The following is a 26523-nucleotide window of genomic DNA, read 5'->3' on the forward strand; positions in this document are numbered from 1 at the left end:
GCCTTCAGCCGCCGGCTTCGGCAACCTCCCGGAAGAACACCTCCGGGCTGTCGATCTCGGTCAATCGCCGTTTCTCGATCAGCCAGATGCGGTTGCCAACCGCGCGGATGAAGGAGCGGTCGTGCGAGGCAAGCAGGCAGCTCGCCTGATGTTCCAGCGATTCCGCTTCCAGTGCTTCCTGACCATCGATATCGAGGTGGTTGGTCGGCTCGTCGAGCAAATAGAAGTTGGGGTTGGCGAGCCTCAGCGCCAGCATCATCAGACGCGCCTTCTGTCCGCCCGACAGCACGCCGATCCGACGCTCCTGCATGTCGACGAGCATTATGCAGTCAACGATGAATGGTACCTGAGAAGCCGACGTCCTCTTGCACCCATTGGGGTGTTCGGCAAAAATACTGCCGGACCAGCGTGGTGTTACGCGGCTGCGGATCTTCTGGATGCGACACAGAGAACCACTCTACCGACGGGAAAACACGCGAACCCACGGCGTTCGCCATGGCGGCGGCGACTACAAATTTTCCCGGCATATCAAGAAAGAGGACAAGACGAGCCGCGGCTCCATGCATGGCGAAAAACAATGGGGCCGCGACTACACGCCGTTGTTCAGATTCCTGCTTTCGAAAGTTGGACAGGATTGGTCCGATGTTCACAGTCAGGCAGTGGCGCGACTGGATCGACCGGACCCGATTTTCTGGATCGTTGCACTCAACGATGCCGACAAGCACTCGTTCGTCCGAGTGGGAGAAAATTCATATTACAGTGGCCTGTACTTGGATCAGGACAATCGCCTGGCGCTGGTCGATCCCGAACTCAGGTTGGAAGACATGAAGCCAAGCTGTTCCTGTTGTACACAAACGTTCAATGGTGTTCCATTCATCCGAAAATACGAAGCAGGTTAGGGCAGAGCCTCGCCGCGCCTTTCAGCCTCACCTGATCCCTGCGGCCCAAGCCACAGGTCGTCCTCGCCGCTGCGCAGTCGCTTCATCACGCGTTGCATGGGCCAGCAGGTAACGCCGCTTCCAACTTCGAGAGCCGCGTTGATTTCCCCTTCGGGATCATCATCATTCGTCAGCCAATGCCCACCAAGTTCCCTGCGGAGCACCTCGCCGCAATAGCTGCCCAACGCAAACAAGCGCGGCCCGATATCTTGCGACATCAAACCGGCGGAGATGGGCTCCCCGTCCTTCGTCTGCTCGCGAAAGAAGCGCTCCACCTCCGATATGCTCCGTGGTGTGAAATTCGCGTCATAGCCCGAACTTTGCAGTGCTTTGGATATCCACTGCGCGGCTATCGGAATGTCATCCTGCAAGCGCCGCGGCGCGTTCGTCGTTTGAGACGCCGCGCGGGGCGGCAGGAAAGCTGCGGCGACGGCTGCGAGAAGTCCAAAGAAACGACGCGTCATCATCTGCACCCACCCAAGCGATGGCATGAGAATAGCTGTGGCTTCAAAGGAGCGCCACGGCGGATTGCCGGAGGCAATGGCAATGACGGTTGGCATTCGGCAGGACTGTCACACGGACCTCAAGTGGCCACCGCTTACTCCGTATTCCTTGTTCAAATCCAGCAGGAAATGTCCGAACACCGAGCTTCTGCTGAGATCGACAACGATCACAAGAAGGGCGTTGAACCTGCCGGTGCCAATCAAAACCTGATCAAATCGGTTTTGGGCGTCTCGGTAGACATAGTGGACGTCGTTCAAATATGGCAGCCCGATCTCATCCAGATCCAGCGCCTCGACATATGGCCATATGTCTACTGCAGCCTCTGCCGTGGCGGTGACGTTCGTCATAGGCTCCGCGAAGCAAGCCTTGAATTCGTCTTCCTGAAGTCTGCGAGTGACGACCATCAAGCATTCTAGACACCGGTTGAGAATGCTCGCAACAGGTATGCAGCCCGTTTACCGCCCCGGCCGACCCGTCTTGCCGGGCCGGCGCTTTTCACGGCGGGCGTCGGCGGGGTCTTCGTAGGAGCCGATGCCGGCGCGCTGGCGGACAATGGGTTTTGCAAAATCGCCGTGTTCCTTCGCGCCCCCCTCTGTCCTGCCGGGCATCTCCCCCACTTGGGGGGAGATCGGCTGCGGCTTCGCCGGCACTTTTCCCTCGACCGGCTTCTCGGTCCGCCGCACGGTCATCTCATCGAGCGAGTTCTTCTTGAACAGCGGCTTGGTCGGTTCACCCGGGATGCCGAAGTCGGAGCCGTGCGCTTCTTGCGCCGACTGTTTCTTGAACAGCGAACGCGACACCGCGCCTGACGGCGTCGGCATGTCGGTGCCTGGTCCCATATCGTCCAGCGACGGCTTGGCAAACAACCGCTTCTTCACCGGCACGGCGCCGTCGGCGCCCATTTCGTCGAGCGCCGGCTTGTGGAAGAGGTTGGACCGGGTAGCCTTGGTCGCCTCTTCGGCGGCACGTGCCTCGTCGAGCTTGCGGAAACGCTCCTGTTCCTCTGATGTACGATGTTTGGCCACGCCCTTGTTGTGCTTGCCCTTTTCGCGGCCCGAGACTGGGCTTTCCATGTCGGCATATTTGGCCAGCGGATCGTCGGAGATGGACAGCTCCATCTCGCGCAGCCGCTTGATCTCGTCGCGGATGCGGGCTGCCTTCTCGAAATCGAGGTTGGCGGCGGCGTCGCGCATCTGCTTGTCCAGGGCGTCGAGATGCGCCTTCAGATTGTTGCCCATCATCGCGCCGGCGCTGTCGGTGAACTGCGAGATATCGGCGCGGACATGATCTTTTTCGTAGACCGAGTCCAGGATGTCCGAAATGCGCGACTTGACCGATTCCGGGGTGATGCCGTTGGCCGCGTTCCACTCCATCTGCTTTTCGCGACGGCGATTGGTCTCGGCCATTGCCCGCTCCATCGAGCCGGTGATCTGGTCGGCATAGAGGATGACCTTGCCGTCGACGTTTCTGGCGGCACGGCCGATGGTCTGGATCAGCGATGTCTCGGAGCGCAGGAAACCTTCCTTGTCGGCATCGAGAATGGCGACGAAACCGCATTCGGGAATGTCGAGGCCTTCGCGCAACAGGTTGATACCGACGAGCACGTCGAAGGCGCCGAGGCGCAGGTCGCGCAGGATCTCGATACGCTCCAGCGTGTCGATGTCTGAGTGCATGTAGCGCACGCGAATGCCTTGCTCATGCAGGTATTCGGTCAGGTCCTCGGCCATGCGTTTGGTCAGCACGGTGACCAGCGTTCGATAGCCGGCCCTGGTGGTCTCGCGGATTTCGCCGACAACGTCGTCGACCTGGCTCTTGGCCGGGCGCACTTCGACCGGCGGATCGATCAGGCCGGTCGGGCGGATGACCTGTTCGGCAAAGACACCGCCGGACTGCTCCATCTCCCAACCGCCGGGCGTTGCGGAAACCGCAACGGAAAGTGGGCGCATGGCGTCCCACTCCTCGAAGCGCAGCGGCCGGTTGTCCATGCAGGACGGCAGGCGGAACCCATACTCGGCCAGCGTCGCCTTGCGGCGAAAGTCGCCGCGATACATGCCGCCGATCTGCGGTATGGTGACGTGACTTTCGTCGACAAAGACCAACGCATTGTCGGGGATGTATTCGAACAAGGTCGGCGGCGGATCGCCCGGCTGGCGGCCGGTCAGATAGCGCGAGTAATTCTCGATGCCGGCGCAGGAGCCCGTCGCTTCCAGCATCTCCAGGTCGAAGCGGGTGCGCTGCTCAAGCCGCTGCGCCTCGAGCAACCGACCGGCCCGTTCGAGTTCGACCAGCCTGTGCTTGAGCTCTTCCTTGATCGATTTGATGGCCTGATTGAGGGTCGGACGCGGCGTCACATAGTGCGAATTGGCGTAGATCTTGACGCTCTTCAGCTCGCCGGTCTTCTGTCCCGTCAGCGGGTCGAATTCGGTAATCGCCTCGATCTCGTCGCCGAACAGCGAGATGCGCCAGGCGCGGTCCTCGAGGTGGGCCGGGAAGATCTCGATCGTGTCGCCGCGCACCCGGAACGAGCCGCGGACGAAGTTGATGTCCTGGCGCTTGTACTGCTGGGCGACGAGGTCAGCGAGCAACGCGCGCTGGTCGAGCCGGTCGCCGATCTGCATCTGGAAGGTCATCGCCGTGTAGGTCTCGACCGAGCCGATACCGTAGATGCAGGACACCGAGGCGACGATGATGACGTCGTCGCGCTCGAGCAGCGAGCGCGTCGCCGAATGGCGCATGCGGTCGATCTGCTCGTTGATCGAGGATTCCTTCTCGATGTAGGTGTCGGTCCGGGGCACATAGGCCTCAGGCTGGTAATAGTCGTAGTAGCTGACGAAATACTCGACGGCGTTTTCCGGGAAGAATTTCTTGAATTCGGAATAGAGCTGCGCGGCCAACGTCTTGTTGGGCGCCAGGATCAGAGCGGGGCGCTGCGTCTCCTCGATCACCTTGGCCATGGTGAAGGTCTTGCCCGAGCCCGTGACGCCGAGCAGAACCTGGGTGCGGTCGTTGCTGCTGACGCCCTCGACGAGATCCTTGATCGCCGTCGGCTGGTCGCCGGCGGGCTCGAAATCCGAGACCATCTTGATGGCGATGCCGCCTTCGGATTTTTCCGGCCGGGCGGGACGGTGCGGCGTCCACAGCACGCCGTCCTTATGCAACGGATTGCCGGATTCAATCAGCGCCGACAGCGCCGCGACGGTGGCGGTGACGCCGCCCGAGGCCATTGTCTCGGCCTCTTCCAGTGAGACATCGAGGCCGGCGACAGGGTTGAGACCGGCCGCAGTGCGCTCCCGCGCCGAAGCCGCGCCGCCCATCGAGGTACCGCGTGCCGTACGGCCGGGGGAAGAGGAGCGCTCGGGGATTTTCTTGGCAGACTTGGCGCCTTCCCTCCCCCTCGAGGGGAGGGTGGCGGCGGAGCCGCCGGGTGGGGTCGGTGCGGCAGTACTCGACGTTCCTTTGCGTCCCGCGCTGCCTCCGGCGACCCCCTCTGTCGCCTTCGGCGACATCTCCCCCTCGAGGGGGGAGATTTGGCGCCCTTCCTTCTCGGCTTCCTGCTCTATCTGCTCGGCCCAGTCGGCGATCGAGCCGGTCAGCGGGGCGCCGGTGAACTCGGTCTGCGGCGCCTCGGCAAAGCCGCCCTTGTACAGGGGCTCCGACGCATCGAGGAAATCGGTCAGCGGACTGCGCCGCTTGGGCGGTGAAGCGCGCTCGTCATTCGCCGGCGGAGGCGTTTTCTTGTCGGACAGTCTGGCCATGGCCCGAATATGGGAGGTATCGGCCAAAATGGAAAGAGCGGAGTGGCGGGTGGCGCGAGGCGCAATCCAGCTGCTGACAGAAGGGTGTCAGGAGCACCCTCCACGTTTCCCGCTCAATTAAACCAAAGCGCGAACGTCAGAAACCCGGCGCCGCCGAATTGGCGTTGGATCTGATCGAACTCCTCGCTGGTGAGAATCTTCCCGCGTTCGAGATAGGGCGCGATGGCCGGGCCGGTGATCGACAGCACCAGGTCGAAGGGCTTCGGCTCGTCGAAGAAGCGCTTCATGTTGATGCCTTTGTCGGCGATGCGGAAATGCGGCAGCAAGGTGCGGCCTTCCAGCAGATCCTCGGCCATGGCCAAGGCGGCGAGCCAGGCCTGCACCTGCTGCTCGCCGACTTCGAGGCCGGTCAGCGGGCTGGCGCCTTTTTGCTGCGGGCCGGGCAGCCATTCACGGTCATTGTCGGTTTCGGCTCGGATGGCTTTCCAGTCCTCGCGCGACAGCCGGATCATTTCCATGAGATGGCGGCGCGCCGCTTGCCGGCGCTCCGGCTCGACCACTTGCCAGTTGATGAGATGGACCAGCGAGATGAAATCGGCGATGCGCCATTCGGACGACAGAATGCCGCCGCTCATGCCGCCGTCCGGCGGAACGAGCGTGTCCTGCAGCGGTAGTTTGGCGCGCGGGAACAGCATGTGGAAGGAGCCGTCGAACGTGTCCCTGAAATCATGCGCCAGCCAGAAGTCGGCCTGCGCCATCAGGAACTCGGCATAGCCCTGCAGCCAGTAGCCGTCGGCGCGGTCGAAGCGGAAGATGAGGGCGGGTGCGGCCGCGTCTGGCGCACCGCCGCCGCGTGACAGAGACGCCATGATCGCCGCGGCGCTTTCGTCCGGCGCGATCGTACCGTCCTCGTTGAGGTCGATGCCGAGGCGGGTGAGGTCGATGACCATGCCGATGTCCGCGTCGGCGGGTACCGAACCCAGCGTGGCTGCGGATTTCTCCAGCCGGTCGCGGAAGGCGACGAGAATGGCGCGGAATTGTTCGTAGGTCAGCGGCTCGGGATTGGCATTGTCCGGCACCGGCAGCCGCATCAGCGGCAGCATGAAGGATTGCGGGCTGTCGAAACCGTGGCGGTGCAGACCGCCGGCCAGGATCTCCAGCGCTGTGAAGAATTCGCCGGCGCCGGCGGCGTAGGCGGCTGCCGGATCGCCTGGCGCGGCGGCTTCCAGAGCGGCAAGAGCGCTGTCGCGTTCGGCTACGATTTTTGCCTCAAACAGGGCCGCCGCTTCGGGAGCCGCGGCGCTGGGTAAAGCCAGCGGCAGGAGAAGAATGATGGCGCACGCCACCAGCCTGGAAAAACGCTTCATCGTGATCGCCCCTTTTGTCGCTCCGCAGTGGATCATACACGCATTTGGTTCGCTGCGCCTGTGGCCCTGTGGTTCACCCACAACAGTCGACGCTTCAATCAATCCGGCGGACGGTCTACACAAGGCAAACGATTGGGCGTCGCGTGTCGAACTATCCGCTTTCCTACAAACTGTCGTGGCTGCCACGCTTCCTCCGGCCTTCGCTCGATGGCGACGCGCGCGGCTTTGCTCCGGCGGCCGCAGCCGTGCTCGAACCACTGCCGGCGCGGACGGTGCGGCTGGTTTTCGTCGGCGATATCTCGGCGGTGGCCAATCGCCGCGCGCCGGACTGCGATCCGGCGATTGCGGCACTGCTTGCCTCGGCCGATCTGGTGGTCGGCAATTGCGAAAGCCCGGTGGTGGAGCGGCCGAGCGCTGTTTTGGGCACCAGGCTTGGCACGCACCACGCGATGAGCGAGCGGTTCCTTGCCGAGGCGCTGGCCGCCGCCGGCATTTCGCGTGAAAAACTGGTGCTGTCGCTGGCCAACAACCATGTGCTCGACCAGGGTATTGCCGGCTTCGACGAGACCGTCGCCGCGCTGGAGCAATTAGGCATCCGCACGATCGGCACTGCGGCTCCGGTCGAGCGGTTTGCGGTTGGTTCGCTGACCATAGGCCTTGCCGCCTTTACCTTGTGGCGCAATACCGACGAGGCTCAGTTCGCGGGCCGAGTCTCGATGCAAGCCGATCCGACGCAATGGCCGCACGCTGCCGCTTTGGGTGTCGACCTCCTCTGCGCGGTGCCGCATTGGGATTGGGAATTCCGGCATTTTCCACGTGCGAAGACGCGGGCAATGGCGCGACTTCTGGCCGAACATGGCGTCGGCCTGATCGCCGGACATCATGCCCATGTCGTGCAGCCGATCGAGCGGATCGGCAAGACGCTCGTTGCCTATGGGCTCGGCGATTTCATCGGCACCGCCTTCGCGCGGCAGCCATGGCCCGGCCGCATCGGCGCCATTCTCGTCGTCGAGATCAGCGACGATCCCGGCACGCGCGGGGCCATCGCCGCCTACCGGCTGCATGCCTTCATGCGGTTGCGCGCCGGCGATCACGAGCGGCTGGTCCCGCTTGAAACGCTGGCGGGAAAATCCAGGCAAAGGGTTCTAGCCCGCCTCGATGCGGTCTTCGGTGCCGTGCGCTGACGCAGTCCACCAAACCGGCTATCATGCCCAGCGCGGGCAGGCTTGTGGCGGCGGGTGGGTGATGGAAACTGCGGATTTCATGCCGAACGAAGCGGTGATCGCCGGCCTCAGGAAGAACATCGAGGCCTATGAGGCGCAACGAGCTTCGGCCCATCGCCGGACGCGCTGGCGGGTGCCACTTTTCATCGGGCTGGTGCTGGTGTTCGTGGCGCTTGTGGCCTGGCTCTTCAACGGGGTTGCCGACCCCAACGAGCAGTGGTTCTCGACCCCGCATGTGTTCCTCTATATCGGCGGATTCCTGGCCGCGATCCTGCTCTATTTCCAGGCGATCAAGCCGGCGAGCAAATTGCAGCAGTCGTTTCGCAGCACGCTGTTGCCGATCATCTTCGGCTTCATCGACGACATGCGGTACCGGCACAACATCAAGCCGAATTCGTTCGACCGGTTGCCGCGCGAGACGGTTGGTCCGTTCAACCGGCAATCTTTCGATGATGTTTTTTCCGGCCGTTATGAGGGGTTTCCGTTCGAGCTTTACGAAGCAGATCTCCGGGAAGGGACGGGCAAGAGCACGACGGCAGTGTTCAAGGGCGTCATCGTCGCCTTCGAGACGATCGTGCCGTTCCCCGGCACATTGGTGGCCGCGCGCCGGACCAACAAGGTCGTCGGCTTCTTCCGCGGCATCTTAGGCAGCAAGATGCAGGAACTGTCCAGCGGCGTGCCGGAGCTCGATGCCGCCTACGAGTTCCGCACCGACAATATCGAGGCGGCGCGGCCGCTGGTGACCGGCCGGCTGGCGCAGGCACTCGAATGGCTTGGCGAAACATGGCCGAAGGAACCGGCACGCGTCGCGCTCAACGGCAGCGACGGCTTTCTGCTGCTTCCGCAGACGAAGAACTTCTTCGAGCTGCCGGACATCTCTGTGCCGCTCGACTATGTCAAGCATGTTGCGCCGATCATCGCCGACATGGCCACGATCCTGGCGACCGCGGCGCTGGTGCGCAAGATCGGGGCGCAGGACGAGGAGGCGGGGTAGCGGCTAAAGCGCCTCGCGCTCGGACATCAGCAGTCGAAGCCGTAATTGTCGCGGAGATAGTCCGCGTCTTCCTTCGACATCTTCTTGAGCATCACACAGACGGTAAAGCTGCCCACCTGATGGCCGTTCTTGGTGTATCCCCAGTCCGAAATTTCGTCCCGGGTGAATTCGATCTCCTGGCCGGCGACGACGTTGTGCACTGCCTGCGGCTCGTTTGCTAAAATTCCGGCAAATCCGCTCGCCGTTCGGTGAAAGGGAATGATCCAGAAATGTTCCGTCGCGGTTCCGTCTTCGATCCTTACCTTCAATTTGAACGTGGCTGTTCCGGACGGCGGCGCCTCGGACAGGATCAGGAAGTCATCCAGGCTGGCGCGGGCCTGCTCAATCGCCGCCGCCATCTCCGGATCGTCCCTTGCCACACCGAGGACTCCCTTTTCACCGCTTTGGGCGTCGGCTGAGACCGGAGCAAACGCGAGTACCAGGGCAATCGTGGCACGGACGGCAAGCTTCATGGTGCGGCTGCTTTCGACGCTTTCGCCAGAACGACTGTGATCATCATTTGCCGAACGTCTGATGGCAACTGGTTTTTGTCTCCATCTGGCGCTATTCCTGGGACAGTGGGGTGGGGCTATGATCGAGGAACGCAAGGGGTTTCGCCTGTCGCGGCGGCTGCTGCTGGGTGCGGCGGTGGTCGGCGGCGCGATGCTCTGGGGCGGGACGACCGTGGCGCGGCTGGCGCGCGGTCCGTCGGGGCAGAAGAATTCCGGGCGCATCGCCGACATTGACGGGATCGACCTGGCGCAGAAGCCGCTGGAGGGCCCGCCAGCCTACGATCCGGCGCTGCCATGGCTGACCAAGGGCGGCAACATCAACGATGCCAGCGGCCTGTCGATGACACCGGTCTACGGCGTTATCGAAGTCAGCGAGGAAGACCACATCGCGAGCGCGCTGGCCCTTGCCCGCGCCAATAGCCTGAAGGTCTCGGTCGCGGCGGTGCGCCATTCGATGGGCGGCCACGCCTTCGACGACAACGCGCTGGTCCTCGACATGCGCAAATTCAACAAGGTCAGTGTCGACCCGACGGCGAAGACGATCACCTTGCAGCCGGGCGCGCGCTGGCACGACATCCAGAACCTTTTGCACCCGCGCTTTGCGGTGAAGGCGATGCAGTCGACCGACATCTTTTCGGTCGGCGGCTCGCTGTCGGTCAACGCGCATGGCATGGACCACCAGGCCGGCTCGGTCGCCGGCTCGATCCGATCGATGCGGGTGATGCTGGCGGACGGTTCGGTGACGACCTGCTCACCGGCCGAAAATACCGAGCTGTTCCGCCACGTCGTCGGCGGCTACGGCCTGTTCGGCGTGGTGCTGGAGGCGACACTCGACATCGTCGACAACGCCGTCTACCGGACCTCGCGCGAGATCATCAAATCGGACGATTTCCCGACGTTCTTCGCCGAGGTTCTGGAGCCAAACAGGGCGATCGGTCTGTTTTATGGGCATCTGTCGACTGCGCCGGGCAATTTCCTCGAGGATATGATCGTCTACCGCTATGACAAGGTGGCCGACCAGCCGCCGGCCGACCAGCCGGCAATCGGTGAACCGGGTTCGGTCGGGCTCAAGCGGGTGATCATCAACCTGGCGAAATGGGGCAGCCTGTTCCAGGAGCTGAAATGGTTCACCGAAAAGACGCTGGAGCCGCAATTCGAGAACTGCACGGTGGCGCGGACGACGGCAATGGCCGAGGGCGAGGTCTGCCTCGTCACGCGCAACAATCCGATGCACGATTCAGTGCCCTATCTGTTCAACGATCTGCTCGATGAGACCGACATCCTGCACGAGTATTTCATCCCGCGGGCGGCCTATAACCCGTTCATCGCGGAAGCGCGCGAGATCCTGCGCAACCAGACCCTGCCGGTGCTCAACGCGTCGGTACGCATCGTCCACAAGGAGGATGTGGCGCTGAATTATGCGCCGGAGCCGGCCTATTCGCTGGTGCTCTACATCAATCAGCCGACAGACGCCGACGGCAATGCCAGGATGCGGGCGCTGACAAGGGCGCTGATCGACGTGACGATCAAGCATGGCGGGCGTTTTTTCCTGCCCTACCAGCTCCACTACACAGGCAAGGAACTGCTTGCCTCCTATCCGGAACTGCCGTCCTTCCTGGCGAAGAAGCTGCAATACGATCCGGGCGAGCTGTTTTCGTCGATTTTTTATCGCGCCGTCAAGGCACTGATCGGCACGGCCTGAAGCGGCGGCTACAGACCGTCAGGCAGCTTCGCCGCCAGCCAGTTCGCCGAACGCCTGGCGATGCCGATCGTTGCCGATGCGGCGCGGCCGAGATCGGTCTTGACCACGGCGTAGCCGGCCTTCGTGCGGTAGAGCAGGGCGCTGCCGCCATCGACCGCCGCTTCATAGGCGACCGGCCGGACGGCTTCCGTTTCCGTCGCCGTGGCCTGCGTTCCGACCGCAGCACTGGGCCGATGGCTCAGTTCCGGTGGCAGCGGGTCTGTCGCTGCGGTGCTGGCCGTCGTCAATTCAGGCTCGGAAGCGGTCGCAGCGAGCTGCGATGACGAAGACGAGTTCTGTGTCCGGCAGATGCCGGAGACCAGCGGATAGTCGAAATTGCGCTCGTGCAGCATCTGGCTTTTCATCGCCGCTTCGCATTCGGCGATGGTCGACCATTTGGCGGGCGTCTCGCCGATATATTCGCAAAGCCTGGCGTCGCAATCGCAGCCGACGATGGTCATGGCGACAAGGGCGGTCTTGATCACGGTCTTGTCCCTCCGAGTTGCCTGGCACATGTGCGCAAGACAACGTGTCTACGGCATCATCAATCGTTGCGGAACAAGGCGGGATTTGGCCGCGATTGTGGAATGAGCGTGGCGGAGCATCACGCAACGTCTTGCCGAGGCCGGCTGTGACCGAAAGGCCTCAGTAATCGTAGACATGCTCGAGCCTGGCGCCCGCCGTCATCAGCGCCGGCAGCACGATGTGCAGCTTGCGCACGGCGACAGTCAGGCCAGTGCGGCGCGTGGAGGGTTCCGCCGGAAGCGGGTAGCTGAACAAGGTGCGTGCACCTTCGGGAACATTGATCTCGTCATTGGAAAGCATGGTGACCATGATCTCGTCATTGCCGCCGATCTCGACGAAGGAGACGCCCTTGTCGATCAGGCGCGGGATCATGTCGGTGAACACCTGATAGCGCCTGGTGACGAAGACCGTGCCGTCGGCGCCGAGATCGCGCTCCAGCAAGGTGTCGGGTTCGTTGCGCGTCACCTCGCTGACCGGACCCTTGGCCCAGACGTGAATGTCGAGCAGGGCCGGGTCGGTGGTGGCGGCGAGCGCCGACTTGATCAGATCGGCGTAGCCCTGCTTGATGGTGTCGGCGAGGCCGAAGGCGAGCTTGCGTTCGCTGGTGCGGACGGCGCTGTCGTCCGTTGCCGGCTGGACGGCAAACAGGCCGGCACGCTTTTCGGCATAGGGAAACTGGTACCACGGCACCTGGTCGAGAAAACCGGCATAATCGGCCGCCACCTTGGCCCTGTAGATGTCGACGGCGGTGCGCTTGCCGGCTGTCGCTTCGGTGACGCGGCCGATCGTATTTTCATAGGCCCACTGGATGGCGTGCTCGATCGTGTGGCTGGTGCCGATGACCACCAGCATCTGGTGATTGTCGAGGTTGAATTTGTAGGCGGAGCTGGCGCGGGTGACCATCGCGTAATCCTGCCAGAAGCGGCCGATATAGGAGAGATAAGGGAAGCCGCTCGGCTGGTTCTTGTCGACAAAGCCGGCATATTCGCGGGCGGCGTAGACGATGGCCCATTCCGGATAGGTGAGAAAGGTCGATTCCTCCGGCCGTTGGTAGCCGGGGATCTCGGCACGGACCTTGTCGGCCAGCGCCTTTGGCGGAGCACCCTCGGCGATGCCCGGCAATGGTGTTGTGTCCAGCGACGGCGTGGTGAGAAAGCCGTAGGCCAGCCCGGCGATCGGGATCAACACGACAATGACGACGAGCCAGAGGATCGCCTTGATGATGCGCTTCAGCCAGCGGAACAGGAACATGGCCGGTCAGGCCGTGGCGAAATGGTCGTACACACGTTTCGACAACCAGAACCCGACATAGACGGCGAAGCCGCCGATGACGATGTGCGGCAGGTTGGCGAAGAAGCGGGCCGGGAATTCGATGTCGTTCAGGGAGCGGAAGCCGTTGATGAAGATGCCGCCATCGAGGCAGCCGGAACCGGTGACCAGGCCGAGCACGCCGTCGAACAGATAGACCGAGCCGAACAGCTTGAAATAGAACACCGCCTGGCGGTGCGAGATGAAGGCGGCGGCCAGCGCCCAGACGCCGGAGAAGGCGTGCAGCAAATCGTCGTACCATTGCAGCGAGAACAGGCCGAACAGATTGCCGCCGGCGTCATTGAAAGCCGGCACATAGCCGATGGCAACAACGCCGAAGAACAGGAAAGCATAGGCAACAGCAAGCTTCTGGATGAGCGTCATGAAATGTCCCCCTGCCGTCAGCCCTTTTAAACGGCCCCTGACGGCAAATGGATAGTAGCTGATTTTGGCGCAGCGTGAAGCGTCGCCGGCAAAATCGTCAGGCGAGGCCACAAAGACAGTCGGCGCCGGGATTTCTCCCAGCGCCTCCCTGTCAGATCAGGACACGGTCGCGGCAGCAACTCCCGAAAGATGTCGCGCCATGCCGGCCTTGATTTTGACGGTCCTGCCAGTCGCCGCCCGAAGGCAGCGTCCGTTCCGGACCACGCCGGTCTCCACTCTTGCGAGCTTTGCCCAGCGCGCCATCGAAGGTTTTTGCCGTCCTTCATGGCAGCATCGGTCCGCCGTCGGCGTTCGCACGCTTTCCGCGGCCCCGTAGGTCTCGGCTTCCATCCCTCCAACAAGCAAGCCTGTTCTCGTTCAGGGCCGTACGGGCCTCAGGAAATCCGCCGTTCCGCTTTGCCTTTCGGCGTGGCGATCGGTAGCCGCCTGAGATGGGTTTAATGTACGGCGGATAAGCGTTTGGCGAAACTGCCGCGAGCCTGTGGATAGCGGGATTATCGGGGACTGACCCTGCCAAAATAGCGACTTTCCAATCTCTGCCGCCGCCGGCCGGGATTTGCCGCCTCGATACAGAAGCCGCATTGTCGGACATTCGATCTTGCCCCGCGGCCCGGCGCGGGCTTCAATGCCGGCAAATGATTGGAAGGCGTGTTCGATGGCCTTGGGGAGGCAGGCTTGAAGGTCGCGGTGGTTCTCAATCCGATCGCCGGCGGCGGCAGGCTCAAGCGGCATTGGCCCGAGGTTGCGGCTTCGCTGAAAAGACATTTCGGCGATTTCGAGCTCCGTGAAACGCAGGCCGAGGGCGATGCCGAACGGCTGGCGCTCGACCTTGCCGCCATCGGCTTCGAGCTGGTGATCGCGGCCGGCGGCGACGGCACCGCCAGCGAAGTCGCCGACGGGCTGCTGAAGGCTTTCCGGGAAAGCGGCCGGACGGCCGAACTCGGGCTGCTGCCTTGCGGCACCGGCATCGACTTCGCGCGCGGGCTCGGCCTGTCGAATAATGTCGATCTGACGCTGAAGCGGATTGCCGAGGCCAAGCCGCGCAAGGTCGATGCCGGGTGCATCAGCTATGTCGACGACCATGGCGCACTGGCCAGCCGCCATTTCATCAACATCGCCAGTCTCGGGCTTTCCGGCGCCACCGACCGCGCGGTCAACGCCGACAAGCGCAAGGGCAAGGTTTCGGCCAAGGCGCTGTTCTATTGGCGCACGGTCTGGGAATTCCTCCGTTACCGCTTCCAGGACGTTGCGATCACCATCGACGACGGTGCCCCGGTCGAGGCGCGCATGGCATTGGTGGCGGTGGCCAACGGAAAATTCTTCGGCGGCGGCATGATGATCGCGCCCGACGCCGAGCTTAACGACGGCGAGTTCGACATCGTCATCCTGCGCGCCGCCGGCAAGCTGAAGCTGATCTGGGACATCCGCCTGCTCTATGGCGGGCGGCACCGCAACCATCCGGCGATCACCATCCTGCGCGGCAAGAAAGTGGTTGTCGAGCCGCTCGGCGATGTGCAAAAGAACGCCGCGCTGATCGACATAGACGGCGAATCGCCAGGTCGCATACCGGCGACCTTCGAAATCCTGCCCGGCGCATTGACGCTGAGATATTGAATCAAGCCGTTGAGGGATTGATTCAAATCCTTTCGGCGGTGATTCCGATCCTGCGTCCAACACGTTGAAATCGCGTGATATTGTCTGTCGATCCCGCTCGACAGGTCACGGCATCAACGGCGTCTGCATCATCTGCAAATGCAGGTCCTTGCCGGTCCAGGGATGCGCCTCGCAGACGGCTTCGTCGAGTTCGACGCCGAGGCCCGGCTCCTTTGACGGGATGACGTTGCCGTCCTGCCATTCGATCTTTTTCTTGAGCAGCTTCGCGTGAAAACCGCCCCACTGTTTCAGCGATTCCAGAATGAGGAAATTGGGCAGCGTCACCGCAAGCTGAATGTTGGCGGCGCCGACGATCGGTCCGCAATAGCAGTGCGGCGCGACCTGGATGTGGTAGGCTTCGGCCATGGCGGCGATCTTCTTGGTTTCGAGAATGCCGCCGGAGCGGCCAAGGTCGGGCTGAAGAATGGTCGCCGCACGGTTCTCGATGACGCGGGCGAACTCAAATTTGGTTGTTAGCCGCTCGCCGGTGGCAATCGGGATCGAGGTCGCGCGGGCGACCTGCGCCATCACCTCGGGCATGTCGGGCGGCACCGGCTCCTCGAACCACAGCGGATCATAGGGCTCGATGGCGCGGGCGAGGCGCAGCGCGCCCGATGCGGTGAACTGGCCGTGCGTACCGAACAGGATGTCGGCTCTTGTGCCGACCGCCTCGCGGATCGCCTTGACCATGCGGGCGGAGAGGTCGATGTCGACGAGGCGCGGCTGGTGGCCGTCGAAGGCGGTGTAGGGGCCGGCTGGGTCGAGCTTGACCGCGTTAAAACCCTGCTCGACATATTCGAGCGCGCAGGCGGCGGCCAGATCGGGGTCGTTGTAGACGTTCTTGCCGCGGGCGTCCTCCGAATGGACGCTGCCGCTGTGCGGGTAGAGGTAGGTATAGGAACGCAGCGTTTCGTGCACCTGGCCGCCAAGCAGCTTGTAGACCGGCTTGCCGGCCTCCTTGCCGATAATGTCCCAGCAGGCGATTTCGAGCGCCGAGAAACAGCCCATGCCCGACACGTCGGGGCGCTGGGTGAAGCCGGATGAATAGGCGCGGCGGAAGAAGTTTTCGACGTCGTGCGGATCGCGGCCGACGAGATAGCGCTCTGCCATGTCCTCGACCATTTTTGCGGTGACATGTGCCGAGAAGGTGGCGTTGTAGGCCTCCCCATAGCCGACGACGCCGCCATCGGTGGTGAGCTTGACGAAGATGAAATACTTGCCGCCGATGCCGGGCGGCGGATTGCCGACCACCCAGGTCTTGACGTCGGTGATTTTCATTTCTGATCCTCCAGAACCAGTTCGGCGCCCTTCCATCCGGTCATGATCGCGGCGGCGTTGGTGTTGCCGGTTATGTTGTCGGGAAAGATCGAGGCGTCGATGACGCGCAACGCCTGGATGCCGTGTACCTTGAGGCGCGGATCGACGACGGCGTGCGCCGCGTCCGGCCCCATGCGGCAGGTCGAGACCGGGTGATAGACGGTGCCCGAGCGCTTCCTGAAATCCTGAATGAGATCGGCGTCGGAGGTGATCGAGGGACCAGGCAAAACCTCTTCCTCGATGATCTCGGCCATCGCCGGCATCGAGGCGATCTTCCTGACGAATTTCACCGCCGCCAGCATTTCAGCGACGTCCGCCTCGGTCGAAAAGGCATTGGCGACGATTTTGGGATAATCGCGCGGATTGGCGGAACGGATCATGATTTCGCCGCGGCTTGACGGACGGCAGTTGGACAGCCCGATGGAAAAGCCCGGCCATGGATCGGGTGTCAGGATCGGGCGTTCGCCGCTCTTCGGAATGACGGTTGAAAACGCCTGGAAATAGAGCTGCATGTTGGGCCGTGCCGTGGCCGGATCGGTGCGAAAGAAGCCGCCGGCATTGTTCATCGACAGCGACAGCGGGCCTGAGCGCAAAAACACGTATTGCATGCCGACCAGCAGCTTGCCCCACCACGGGCGCAGGATCTGGTTGAGCGTCGGCAGCCTGCCCTTGAACGTGTAGTTGATGCCGACATGGTCCTGCAGGTTTGCCCCGACATTCTCGTTGGCGTGAACGACGGGAATGCCGAGCGCGCCAAGAAGCGCCGACGGGCCGACACCGGAAAGCTGGAGAAGTTGAGGCGAATTGACCGAACCGCCCGACAGGATGATCTCGCGGCCGGCGCGGGCGGTTTTCGTCGCGCCATTCTGGAGATATTCGATGCCGACGGCGCGTTTGCCCTCGAACAGGATTTTTGTCGCTAGGGCGTTGATCTCGACGCGGACGTTTTTGCGCTTCATCGCCGGGCGCAGGAAGGCGCGCGCCGCCGACATGCGGCGGCCGTTCCTGGTGGTGATCTGGTAGGCGCCGACGCCTTCCTGCGAGGCGCCGTTGAAATCCGGGTTGAGCGGCAGGCCGGCCTGGTTGGCGGCGGCGAGATAGCGCTTGGTGAGCGGATGGACGGAGGTCGAGCAGTCGGTGACATGCAGCGGCCCGCCGACGCCGCGCCATTGGTCGGCGCCGGCCTGGTTATCCTCCAGCGCCTTGAACGCAGGCAGCAGGTCGTCGAAGCCCCAGCCGGGATTGCCGGCCGCTGCCCAAGCGTCGAAATCCTCGCGCGCGCCCCTGATCCAGACCATGGCGTTGATCGAGCTCGAGCCGCCGAGCAGCTTGCCGCGCGGCCAGTGGTCGACATTGCCGGCCAGGCCCGAATCCGGCTCGGCCTTGTAGTTCCAGTTGACCGCCGGGTCGAAGAAGGTCTTGCCGTAGCCGAGCGGCATCTGCACGTAGAAGCGACGGTCGCTGCCGCCGGCCTCGAGCACCAGCGCCGAGAAGCGGCCGGAAGCCGACAGTCTCTCGGCCAGGACCGAGCCGGCCGAACCGGAGCCGACGATGATGAAATCATAGGTCTGCATGATGGATGCGGCTGGCTCCGAATTTCAGGCTGCAGCCTAGACGCCGCAAGCCGCCGTCATCACCGGAGCTTCCGGCATCGCTTGTGAAAAAAGCGACTGGCGATACCCGGTTTGGATTTCGGCGTGTTGCCGGAGCTGGTTTGGAAGCTCAGCTATCAGAATCGCATCTGCGCCCATCCGGGTCGAACAAGGCCGCAACCTCATTGGCTTCTTCCAGCAGGAAGGTGAACACGCTTGAGTAGGAGTTGATCGAACCCAACAGAGGATCATCACTCTCCCAGCGAAAGACCCTCCCGTCCGGATTCATGGCAATTAAATTCCTATTATCCCCGAGTGAACCAATAAAGAGAACATCGTCTGGTGCATTGCCTGGCCGTCTCTGTACATTCGGTTCCAGTATGGAGAAGGGTTGTTGACCCGCCTCCACTAAATTTGTGCGTGACCAGCTGCGTCGCAGCCCATAGACGTTTATATAATTCGCAAACAGACCTATCCCGTTGTGGAGCATGAGAAAGCAACGGAAATTATCTGGGAGTCGACGCGAAATTTCAGACTCCATCTGCCCAATTCCGATGGCGTCAAGCGGCGCATACAGTTGATGCAAATACGCTTCAGGCGCTCGATCAGGAGTATGCCCGATCCACTCTGTTCCATCCGGATATGTCTTCGTCCCGAGGCGTTTCCATTTATCGACTAGGGTTCGGAGCTCTCTGTATGCACGAGCGTCTTCATTGCTTGACCATTCTTCCTGCGAACGCATTGTCCCTAATAGCTCCATTTACCCACTTTTGACGGGTTCTAGGGTCTACCTTGTCAACCTGATCTATCACATCGAAAACAACGGGCGAACATCACAGAGTTGGTAATCACGCCCGACGGTGACTTTCGCGCCTACAACCTAAGGTCGCCAGCCAGTTCGTTCGGCCGGAGACGTGAGACTTGCCAAGCTGCGATCCGCTGCGGAAGTCTAGTCTTGCTGTTGCAATGTCGGTGAGCCTCGCTACGGCTTTGATTAATCTGTTTGCGTTCAGTAATGTTCGCCGGTGACAGCGAAGCGGGCGCAATAGCGGCTGGATGGCAACTTTCCACCCATAGCCGAAACTTCAAGCTGCGATTACAGGCGATGATCGGCAATCTGCTTGAAATCATAGCGCATGATCGGGCGGGCCGGCGTTCTGCGAGCGACGACCCGGAACCCGGCGCGCGCGAAGGTGGAGGCATATCCGCTGCCGGAAGCACTCGGCGATACGTCGGCCTCGAAAGGATAGGCTTCGAGTGCCGGAGCATTTGCGCGCCTTGCGACTTCCAGTGCTTCCGCAATCAGCTGGAATGTTACGCCCCGCCTGCGGTATCGTTTTCGCACGTAGAGGCAGGACAGGGACCAGACCGGCCTGTCGTCCACGCGCTTGAGCTGCCATAGCCGATCGAGCCAGGGCAGGGCATCTCGCGGCGTCAACTGGCACCAGCTGACAGCGGTATCGCCGTCGAAGGCGAGGATGCCCGGAGGCGGACCATGCTGGACGGCCTGCCGGAACGCGGCCTTGTTTTCCTCGCCGGGTCGCTTTCGATAAGAACTGCCGATCCGTCCGTACATACACCAACAGCGACTGCAGACGGCGCTGTCACCGAACAGGTCCTCGAGCGCCGGCCACAGATCGGGCGTTAATGGGCGAAAGCCAAGTTCCATGTTAGCCGTCATCCGCTATCGATATTGCCCAGTCTAGCCTGAGCTACGCGTTAGTGCATCATAGGTTGCGGTCCATGCGGGTGATGTTCGAAACGGGGTTCACTCAGCATCCCCGTCGTGCTCCGGCTCAGCGCAGAAAACCGAGCACGGCCTGCATGAACTCGGCAGGATACTCGACATTCGACAAGTGGACCGCGGGCAGGACAACCAGTTTCGCGCCGGGCACCGTCGCCGCGATCAGCTCGCTATGGCTGGCGGCTGTCACAGTGTCGTGCCGGCCGGCGATCACCAGCGTTGGCCTGGAAATCAGCGCTACGGTTCGGCGAAGGTCCGCATCGCGAACCGCCGCGAACAAGCCAGCCAAGCCTTGCCGGTCGATGGCCAGCAGCATGGTGCGAAATTCTTCGATGACGGGCTCGTTGGCCGCCAGCATACGCGCAGGAAACCAGTTGCCCAGGAACATCTCGGCGGTTTCGGACATATCCGGCGCCTGCAGCACGGCGGCAATCCGCTCGTCAAACTGCTTTGCCGGTCCGAGGTAGGATGAGGTGTTGCTCAGGATCAAGCGCTCGATCCGCTCGGGCGCGTGGATGCCGAGCCACTGCCCGACGAAGCCGCCCAACGACAGACCGAGGAAGTGTACGCGTTCAATGCCCAGGGCGTCGAGCAACTCGATCACGTCGCGGCCAAGCCGGTCGAGCGAATAAGCGCCGGCCGGAACGCTCGACCCTCCGTGGCCACGAAAGTCATAGCGCAGAACACGGAAATGCTTCGACAGTTCGTTGACCTGCATTTCCCACATCCGCAGTGTGGTGGCGATTGAATTCGACAGCATCAGCACGGGCTTCCCGGCGTCGCCGTCGATGCGGTAGGCGATGCGGGTACCATCGCCGACGGTCACGAAATCCAGCTCATTCATGGTGAATACACCTTCCTTCTTGGAGCGTTGAGTGTGGCAAAGCCTAGCTGCGGCGCGCTTTTGATGATATTACAAAGATAGGACTATCTCTGTAATAGAAGCTGACATGGCCGAATTCACCCTGCACGACCTGCAATGCTTCGATGCCGTGGTCCGCTGCGGCGGCTTTCAGCCTGCGGCGGCCATGCTGCATCGCTCGCACCCGGCGGTGTTCGCAGCCGTTGCAAAGCTGGAGCGGCAACTCGACCTCGTTCTCTTGGATCGCAGCGGCTATCGCGTGCGCCCCACCGAGGCAGGGCTGTCGTTCCATCACAGGGCACAATCGCTGCTGCGCGAGCTGGAAGGCTTGCGGCTTCATGCTGCTCAGCTGTCAATGGGCGAAGAAAGCGAGATCCATGTGGTGATCGGCGACCTGTGCCCGCGCCCACAGGCACTGGGCATGCTCGGACGGTTCTTCGCCCAGTGTCCGGGCACACGCCTGCATCTGCATTTCGAGGCGGTGGGCGGCCCGTGGGAGCGCCTCTTCGACGACGAAGCCGATTTGATCCTGCACTGGATCGACAAGAGCGATCCGCGGGTGGAATGGATCGATCTGTGCAAGGTGCCCTTCGTCCCAGTAGTGGCGTCGGGCTTTCTGCCGGAGCGCATCAAGCACCCCATCACGCCGGATCAGATGCACGCGTTCACCCAATGTGTCATGCGCGACACGGCCCGCCATTCACCGCAACAAGACTACTTCATGATCGAGGGTGCGCCTCAATGCATGGTGGCCGATCAGGGCATGAAGAAGGAAATCATCCTGCAGGGCCTCGGATGGGGCCACATGCCCCGCTTCCTGATCGAGGAGGAACTGCGCGACGGACGCCTGCAATCCATGGCCGGCCGTCATCTGCCAGGCCGTACCGAGGAGTTGGTGGTGGCGCGCCGCCGCGACCGGCCGCACGGGCCGATCTCGAACCGTCTGTGGGATTATATCGAGCAAGAGGCGCCGACGTTGCGCCGAGCGCTCGAGCCCCGGCAACCTGTCCAGTAGGTGAAGCCGGGGCTCAGCGAGGCCGTTCGGAGGGCCGAACCAGCGGCCTTACTCGCTTAAGTTCACTGCTGCATAATCTGCAGCAGTGAACTGCATCCCATCGCTATTCCCGCAGTTTGTGAGGCGGATTATTGATGTCGCAAGGAGTTGGCCATGAACCGCGCCGACCCCCGCCCAAGAGCGGTCCGAGCGGTCGGCATCCGCCCCGGCAGCGACGACGTAGTCTGGGACTAGCTTCATCTGCAATTCGAAGGACAAGACCATGAATATCGACCGTCGAACCTTCGGCATCGGCACCTTTAGTGCCGGTGCCCTGCTACTTTCCCCGATCAGCCTCTTTGGGAGCAACGCTGCGGCTATCGCCGCCCGGTCTCCGGCTTCGCTTGCGAGCGCCCACAGGTTCATGCTCGGCGACCTCGAGATCACAGCACTGAGCGACGGCTACCTCAATCTCGGCCTCGAACTCTTCCCTTCCGCAGATACGGCTGCCGCCGAAGCGCTGCTGGCAAAGGCATTCCTGCCAAAACCACTCCCGACCTCGGTCAATGCTTACCTTGTCACCAAAGGCGACAGACGGGTGCTGATCGATACCGGCACGGCATCGGCGATGGGGCCTATACTGGGACATATACCCGAGGCGCTCGCCGCCGCTGGCGTCAGGCCGGAAGAAATCGACACGGTAATCATCACCCACCTCCATCCCGACCATGCCAACGGCCTTGTCGGTATTGGAGGCAAGGCCGCCTTCCCGGCAGCGGAGGTCGTGGTTGCCGCGCCGGAATTCGCTTTCTGGCACGATGACGGGATCCGGTCCAAGGCGCCCGACCAGATGAAACCGTACTTCGAAATAGCGCGCAAATCGCTGGTGCCTTACCATGGCAAGGTCCGGAAGATCGAAGGCGAGGTCGAGATCGCGCCCGGGATCAGGGCATTGCCTGCGCCCGGACACACGCCGGGGCATCTCGCGCTTCGAATTGGCTCTGGTGACGCCAACCTGCTGCTCTTCACTGACGTAATCCACGCCTCCGCGCTGCAATTTGCGCATCCGGAATGGGCAATCGCCTTCGACGTGGACCAGCAGGCCGCAATCGCCACACGCAAGAAGGTGCTCGACATGGTGTCGGCGGATGGCCTGCTCGTCGCAGGCATGCACCTGCCCTTTCCAGGCATCGGTCATGTTATTCGCGAGGGCAACGCCTACGCCTACGTCCCAACGCCCTGGCCCGCTTTGTGAAGCACGCCTATTGGTAAGCTTTCTTACCTCGGCCATGGAATGCAATCCTGCTGGTGCGCTCGTCTAGCTCCGCACAGCATCTTTTCAACACTGTCGACCGATAGCCGAACCTCAGGCCGCGACCTGTTCAGTGGCGCGTTGACCTGTCCGTGCCATGACGATACGGGATCGGGACAATCGGCTTCGAGAGGATTGGCCAAATGGTGCATTACGCGGACGGGCGGCCGATCGGCGATCTGACGCTCAGGACGCTGGCCATGCCTTCCGACGCCAATGCGGCAGGCGACATTTTTGGCGGCTGGGTGATGGCGCAGATGGATCTCGCCTGCGGCATCCGCGCCGCCGAGCGCGCCAAGGGCCGCGTGGTGACGGCGGCGGTGAAGGAAATGTCCTTCGCCAAACCGATGAAGATCGGCGACACGCTGTGCATCTATACGCATGTCGAACGCGTCGGCCGCACCTCGATGACGCTCAAGGTCGAGGCCTGGGCGCAGCGCTATCTCTCCGACCTGATGGAGAAGGTCACCCATGCCGACTTCGTCATGGTGGCGCTGGACGGCGAAGGCAAGCCGAAGGCGGTTCCGGCCGAAGGCTGACCCGGCCTGATTCCAGAAGACGGATTTAAACAGCCGTCTCTCCCGCGCGGGGGATGCGGACAGCGATCCCGCGTGGTCTTTGGCTAACGGGTTCCCGCATGCGCGCCTGCAGCGCGACCGACGGGATCTTGGGAGGAAAGACAATGCGTCAACACATGCTGAACGCTGCCCTGGCGGGTGCCTTTGCAGCCTTGCTCTGCCTGTCGTCAGCAAGCGCTTTGGCCGAGGTCAAAAAAGGCGATCCAGGCGCCACCTGCACGTCGGAAAACCGCACCATCAACGGGCAAGCGGCCAAGTGCGAGATCTGCTCGGCGACGAAATGCGACACCAGCGGCACGACGGTGAGCAATTGCCGCAAGGAGACGACCACGACCTGCACGATTGGCGGCAGGGTGGTCAGTCCCAACCCGAAATGGAACCGGATCGAGAAGCTGCCGAAGAGCAAGATGCAGTTACAGCAGTAGCGCTCATCCGAGGCTCCCCGACAGGTTCAAACCCTTGCAGCACAAGGGTTCAGCTGTGCATGGCGTCGAACTTCTCGCGCGCCGCCTTGACGCGCTCGGTGTTCTTGCGTGCCCATTCGCCGAGCGCATCGACCGGCACCAGCAGTTCGTAGCCAAGATCGGTCAATTCGTAGTCGACCCGCGGCGGGATGGTCGGGAACACGGTGCGCGTAACGAAGCCGTCGCGCTCGAGCCCGCGCAAGGTCGTGGTCAGCATCTTTTGCGAAATGCCGCCGACGGCGCTGCGCAACTCGTTGAAACGCAGCGGCCCGTTGCCAAGCTTGCCGACCACGAGCACCGTCCATTTGTCGCCGACGCGCTGCAGGATTTCCGAGATGGCGCGGCAGTCCTCGGTGCGGTGCGGGTGCCTTGGTAACAAAAAAGTGCCTCCTTGCACATTGAGCGGCCAGTTACTCATATAGCTCAGGTATCCAAACGATACCAGTATTCCCGTAAGGAGAGCCCCCTCTATGTCAAAACCCAAAATCGCCATCATCATTGGTTCAACCCGCGCGGCCCGCTTTGCCGACGTCCCGACCCAATGGATTGCCAAGATAGCCAAGTCGCACGCCGACATCGACGTTGAAGTCGTCGACCTGCGCGATTTCCCGCTGCCGTTCTTCGATGAGGTCGCATCCTCCGCCTGGGTGCCGTCGCAGAACGAAGTGGCGCAGCGCTGGCAAAAGAAGGTCGCCGGATTCGACGGCTTCATCTTCACCGCCGCGGAATACAATCATGGCCCGACGGCCGTGCTGAAGAACGCCATCGACTACGCCGCCAACGAGTGGAACAAGAAGCCGGCCGGCTTCGTCGGCTATGGCAGCGTCGGTGGCGCGCGCGCGGTCGAGCAGCTGAGGCTGCATGCGGTCGAGTTGCAGATGGCGCCGGTGAAGTCCGCCGTACACATCGCCTGGGCCGATTTCCTTGCCGTCAAGCAAGGCGACAAGAAGCTCGATGAGTTCGAGCACCTCAACCAGGCGGCAACCGCGCTGGTCAACGACATTGCATGGTGGGCCAGGGTGCTGAAGACGGCGCGTCAGGCCGATGCCGTCGCCGAGGAAGTCAAGGCGGCCTGAGCACAGGTTCGAGCAGTCCTCCCAAGGATTAATTCTCCCAAGCATTGGGGCGGCGCATGCGCCGCCCTTTTTGTTCACACGGCATGGGCGTCCTGCGCTTGCCGTGGTCTGATGATGCAATCGGCAAGGCGGTCCATCTCATTCAGCTCGTCGGCGTGATGCTGGCCCCACTGGCAAAGTGCCAGCAGGATCGGCTCGAGGCTGAGGCCGAGCCGCGTCGCCGAATATTCGACGCGCGAAGGTATCTCGGCAAAGATCTCGCGGCGGACGAGGCCGTGCTCTTCCATTTCGCGAAGTTGCTGGATCAGCACTTTCTGGGTGATATCGGGCATCAGCGCCTGCAGCGCCGACAGCCGCCGGGGGCCGTCGAAGAGATGGTACAGGATGACCGCCTTCCAGCGGCCCGAAATCACTTTCAGCGCGCGCTCCGCCGGCAGCGTCGGCAGTCTCTTGATCAGCTTGGCCATGGTCACCTCCCGGTCAGCAGCGGACAAATCGGTGTGTAGTCGAAGCCAGGCAGATAGTGGCAAACAGCGGCCGATGCCAACAGCGATCGGTGCATGCGATGAGAGCCATTCAACTGAGCCGCTTCGGCGGGCCCGACGTTCTCGACATAGTCGCGGTGCCGAAGCCTGAGCCGCAAGCCGGCGAAGTCTTGGTCCGCGTTCATGCGGCCGGGGTGAATTTCTTCGAAGTGCTGATGCGCGCGGATCGCTATGCGGTGACGCCGCAACTGCCGATGATCCCTGGCGTCGAGGCCGCCGGGATCGTGGAGGCGCTTGGCCAGGGGGCGGACGCTTCCTTGCTCGGCACGCGCGTCGCCGCACCGTTGTTCGCCTCGAGCCGCCCGTTTGGCGGCTATGCCGAGTATGTGACGATCGACGCAAGCCTGACCGTGCCCTTGCCGGATTCGCTCTCGTTCGAAAACGCGACGGCATTGATGGTGCAAGGACTGACGGCATTGTATCTATCGCGGCAAAGCCCGCCGGCCGGCAGATCGGTGCTGGTCGCCGCTGCCGCGGGCGGCGTCGGTTCGTTGCTCGTCCAGCTTGCCAAGCGCGCCGGCGCTAGCCGTGTCATCGCGGCAGCCGGCAGCAAGGCCAAGCTCGACCTTGCTTTGTCGCTGGGATCCGATGCTGCCGTCGACTACAGCAACACGGATTGGCCGGTGCACGTCCGGGCAGCGACAGGTGGCGCTGGCGTCGACATCATCTACGACATTGTCGGCGGCCCGCTGACGGCGGTTGCGCTGGAGGCTCTGGCACCTCGCGGAGAGTTGGTGTTTGCAGCACTTGGCAGATACGCGCTCGGCGCCCCGGAGATGGAGGCGATGATCGGTCGCAACCAGTCGCTGAAGGGTTTTGCCCTGCTGCCGTTGCTGTCTACGGACGGTCTCCGTGACTGCCTTTTGGAGCTTTTCGATCTGGCCGCTGGTGGTCAGCTTATGGTGACCAAAGGTGGCCGCTTCCCGCTCGACCAGGCCAGCCACGCACATCGCCTGCTGGACGAGCGCGGCGCGACCGGCAAAGTTGTCCTGATACCTTAGTAGGTGCTCGGCAAGGAGCCGAGGATCCGGGCTTG

General features: G+C 62.5%; 27 protein-coding genes. 11 read left to right on the plus strand and 16 right to left on the minus strand.

The window, feature by feature from the left end; translation table 11 throughout:
* Window positions 1-4 precede the first annotated feature (4 nt).
* A complete protein-coding gene (locus NKJ32_RS09090) occupies window positions 5-448 on the minus strand; it encodes an ATP-binding cassette domain-containing protein (protein ID WP_352690695.1) in 444 nt (147 codons plus the stop codon).
* On the opposite strand from NKJ32_RS09090, the gene NKJ32_RS09095 reads away from it, so the two are divergent.
* Complete coding sequence (locus NKJ32_RS09095) at window positions 438-899, plus strand: hypothetical protein (RefSeq protein ID WP_352690638.1); 462 nt, start codon at window positions 438-440, stop codon at window positions 897-899. The genes NKJ32_RS09090 and NKJ32_RS09095 overlap by 11 nt on opposite strands.
* Here NKJ32_RS09095 and NKJ32_RS09100 read toward each other — a convergent pair.
* The 4 genes from NKJ32_RS09100 to NKJ32_RS09115 all read right to left on the minus strand — a co-directional run bounded on the left by NKJ32_RS09100 (window position 896) and on the right by NKJ32_RS09115 (window position 6564).
* Window positions 896-1498 carry a hypothetical protein gene (locus NKJ32_RS09100; RefSeq protein ID WP_352690640.1) on the minus strand — a complete coding sequence of 201 codons (603 nt, stop codon included), beginning with the start codon at window positions 1496-1498 and terminating at the stop codon, window positions 896-898. The genes NKJ32_RS09095 and NKJ32_RS09100 overlap by 4 nt on opposite strands.
* A gap of 12 nt (window positions 1499-1510) precedes the next feature.
* Entirely contained in the window at window positions 1511-1789 is a 279-nt protein-coding gene (locus NKJ32_RS09105) for a hypothetical protein (RefSeq protein ID WP_352690642.1), read from the minus strand.
* 108 nt (window positions 1790-1897) lie between these two features.
* On the minus strand, window positions 1898-5197 hold the full coding sequence (uvrB, locus tag NKJ32_RS09110; protein WP_352756395.1) for an excinuclease ABC subunit UvrB: 3300 nt from the start codon (window positions 5195-5197) through the stop codon (window positions 1898-1900).
* A gap of 113 nt (window positions 5198-5310) precedes the next feature.
* A complete protein-coding gene (locus NKJ32_RS09115) occupies window positions 5311-6564 on the minus strand; it encodes a hypothetical protein (RefSeq protein WP_352697572.1) in 1254 nt (417 codons plus the stop codon).
* Between the two features lie 143 nt (window positions 6565-6707).
* Between NKJ32_RS09115 and NKJ32_RS09120 the strand changes: the two genes are divergently transcribed.
* Both NKJ32_RS09120 and NKJ32_RS09125 read left to right on the plus strand, forming a co-directional pair.
* On the plus strand, window positions 6708-7748 hold the full coding sequence (locus NKJ32_RS09120) for a CapA family protein (RefSeq protein ID WP_352697574.1): 1041 nt from the start codon (window positions 6708-6710) through the stop codon (window positions 7746-7748).
* Window positions 7749-7809: 61 nt separating this feature from the next.
* A complete protein-coding gene (locus NKJ32_RS09125) occupies window positions 7810-8781 on the plus strand; it encodes a hypothetical protein (protein WP_352697576.1) in 972 nt (323 codons plus the stop codon).
* A gap of 26 nt (window positions 8782-8807) precedes the next feature.
* Here NKJ32_RS09125 and NKJ32_RS09130 read toward each other — a convergent pair whose 3' ends face one another.
* Window positions 8808-9293 carry a YegJ family protein gene (locus NKJ32_RS09130; RefSeq protein ID WP_352697578.1) on the minus strand — a complete coding sequence of 162 codons (486 nt, stop codon included), beginning with the start codon at window positions 9291-9293 and terminating at the stop codon, window positions 8808-8810.
* 118 nt (window positions 9294-9411) lie between these two features.
* Between NKJ32_RS09130 and NKJ32_RS09135 the strand changes: the two genes are divergently transcribed.
* Window positions 9412-11034 (plus strand): FAD-binding oxidoreductase, encoded by a 1623-nt coding sequence (locus NKJ32_RS09135; protein ID WP_352827380.1) that lies wholly within the window; start codon window positions 9412-9414, stop codon window positions 11032-11034.
* Window positions 11035-11042: 8 nt separating this feature from the next.
* On the opposite strand, the gene NKJ32_RS09140 is transcribed toward NKJ32_RS09135, so the two are convergent.
* The 3 genes from NKJ32_RS09140 to NKJ32_RS09150 form a co-directional block, all read right to left on the minus strand.
* Window positions 11043-11558 carry a hypothetical protein gene (locus NKJ32_RS09140; RefSeq protein ID WP_352456941.1) on the minus strand — a complete coding sequence of 172 codons (516 nt, stop codon included), beginning with the start codon at window positions 11556-11558 and terminating at the stop codon, window positions 11043-11045.
* Between the two features lie 160 nt (window positions 11559-11718).
* Complete coding sequence (locus NKJ32_RS09145) at window positions 11719-12849, minus strand: hypothetical protein (protein WP_352756399.1); 1131 nt, start codon at window positions 12847-12849, stop codon at window positions 11719-11721.
* 6 nt (window positions 12850-12855) lie between these two features.
* Complete coding sequence (locus NKJ32_RS09150) at window positions 12856-13290, minus strand: DUF4383 domain-containing protein (protein WP_023719157.1); 435 nt, start codon at window positions 13288-13290, stop codon at window positions 12856-12858.
* 735 nt (window positions 13291-14025) lie between these two features.
* On the opposite strand from NKJ32_RS09150, the gene NKJ32_RS09155 reads away from it, so the two are divergent.
* The gene (locus NKJ32_RS09155) at window positions 14026-14964 is read left to right on the plus strand and encodes a diacylglycerol/lipid kinase family protein (protein ID WP_023678389.1); all 939 of its coding nucleotides are present in this window, start codon (window positions 14026-14028) and stop codon (window positions 14962-14964) included.
* 105 nt (window positions 14965-15069) lie between these two features.
* Here the strand turns inward: NKJ32_RS09155 and NKJ32_RS09160 are convergent, their stop codons facing one another.
* From NKJ32_RS09160 to NKJ32_RS09180, 5 genes are all read right to left on the minus strand, one after another.
* Complete coding sequence (locus NKJ32_RS09160) at window positions 15070-16281, minus strand: mandelate racemase/muconate lactonizing enzyme family protein (RefSeq protein ID WP_352690661.1); 1212 nt, start codon at window positions 16279-16281, stop codon at window positions 15070-15072.
* The gene (locus tag NKJ32_RS09165; RefSeq protein ID WP_352690663.1) at window positions 16278-17894 is read right to left on the minus strand and encodes a GMC family oxidoreductase; all 1617 of its coding nucleotides are present in this window, start codon (window positions 17892-17894) and stop codon (window positions 16278-16280) included. The genes NKJ32_RS09160 and NKJ32_RS09165 overlap by 4 nt, the downstream gene beginning before the upstream one ends.
* 148 nt (window positions 17895-18042) lie before the next feature.
* On the minus strand, window positions 18043-18654 hold the full coding sequence (locus NKJ32_RS09170) for an SMI1/KNR4 family protein (RefSeq protein WP_198023585.1): 612 nt from the start codon (window positions 18652-18654) through the stop codon (window positions 18043-18045).
* 354 nt (window positions 18655-19008) lie between these two features.
* On the minus strand, window positions 19009-19593 hold the full coding sequence (locus NKJ32_RS09175; RefSeq protein ID WP_352690665.1) for a GNAT family N-acetyltransferase: 585 nt from the start codon (window positions 19591-19593) through the stop codon (window positions 19009-19011).
* Between the two features lie 115 nt (window positions 19594-19708).
* On the minus strand, window positions 19709-20500 hold the full coding sequence (locus tag NKJ32_RS09180) for an alpha/beta fold hydrolase (protein ID WP_352690667.1): 792 nt from the start codon (window positions 20498-20500) through the stop codon (window positions 19709-19711).
* A gap of 106 nt (window positions 20501-20606) precedes the next feature.
* On the opposite strand from NKJ32_RS09180, the gene NKJ32_RS09185 reads away from it, so the two are divergent.
* From NKJ32_RS09185 to NKJ32_RS09200, 4 genes are all read left to right on the plus strand, one after another.
* Complete coding sequence (locus tag NKJ32_RS09185) at window positions 20607-21533, plus strand: LysR family transcriptional regulator (protein ID WP_352697595.1); 927 nt, start codon at window positions 20607-20609, stop codon at window positions 21531-21533.
* 262 nt (window positions 21534-21795) lie between these two features.
* Window positions 21796-22767: an MBL fold metallo-hydrolase gene (locus tag NKJ32_RS09190; RefSeq protein WP_352743236.1), complete on the plus strand. Its 972-nt coding sequence runs from the start codon at window positions 21796-21798 to the stop codon at window positions 22765-22767.
* Between the two features lie 200 nt (window positions 22768-22967).
* On the plus strand, window positions 22968-23363 hold the full coding sequence (locus NKJ32_RS09195; protein ID WP_023678380.1) for an acyl-CoA thioesterase: 396 nt from the start codon (window positions 22968-22970) through the stop codon (window positions 23361-23363).
* A gap of 143 nt (window positions 23364-23506) precedes the next feature.
* Complete coding sequence (locus NKJ32_RS09200) at window positions 23507-23827, plus strand: hypothetical protein (protein WP_352567975.1); 321 nt, start codon at window positions 23507-23509, stop codon at window positions 23825-23827.
* Window positions 23828-23876: 49 nt separating this feature from the next.
* On the opposite strand, the gene NKJ32_RS09205 is transcribed toward NKJ32_RS09200, so the two are convergent.
* The gene (locus NKJ32_RS09205; protein WP_023678378.1) at window positions 23877-24245 is read right to left on the minus strand and encodes a winged helix-turn-helix transcriptional regulator; all 369 of its coding nucleotides are present in this window, start codon (window positions 24243-24245) and stop codon (window positions 23877-23879) included.
* Window positions 24246-24336: 91 nt separating this feature from the next.
* Between NKJ32_RS09205 and NKJ32_RS09210 the strand changes: the two genes are divergently transcribed.
* A complete protein-coding gene (locus tag NKJ32_RS09210) occupies window positions 24337-24942 on the plus strand; it encodes an NADPH-dependent FMN reductase (RefSeq protein WP_023678377.1) in 606 nt (201 codons plus the stop codon).
* 74 nt (window positions 24943-25016) lie between these two features.
* On the opposite strand, the gene NKJ32_RS09215 is transcribed toward NKJ32_RS09210, so the two are convergent.
* Window positions 25017-25409 carry a winged helix-turn-helix transcriptional regulator gene (locus NKJ32_RS09215; RefSeq protein ID WP_023678376.1) on the minus strand — a complete coding sequence of 131 codons (393 nt, stop codon included), beginning with the start codon at window positions 25407-25409 and terminating at the stop codon, window positions 25017-25019.
* A 98-nt stretch (window positions 25410-25507) separates the two neighbouring features.
* Between NKJ32_RS09215 and NKJ32_RS09220 the strand changes: the two genes are divergently transcribed.
* The gene (locus tag NKJ32_RS09220) at window positions 25508-26488 is read left to right on the plus strand and encodes a quinone oxidoreductase family protein (RefSeq protein ID WP_352567974.1); all 981 of its coding nucleotides are present in this window, start codon (window positions 25508-25510) and stop codon (window positions 26486-26488) included.
* Window positions 26489-26523: the final 35 nt, after the last annotated feature.

It is taken from the genome of Mesorhizobium sp. M0159 (assembly GCF_040322295.1).
Lineage (GTDB): Bacteria > Pseudomonadota > Alphaproteobacteria > Rhizobiales > Rhizobiaceae > Mesorhizobium.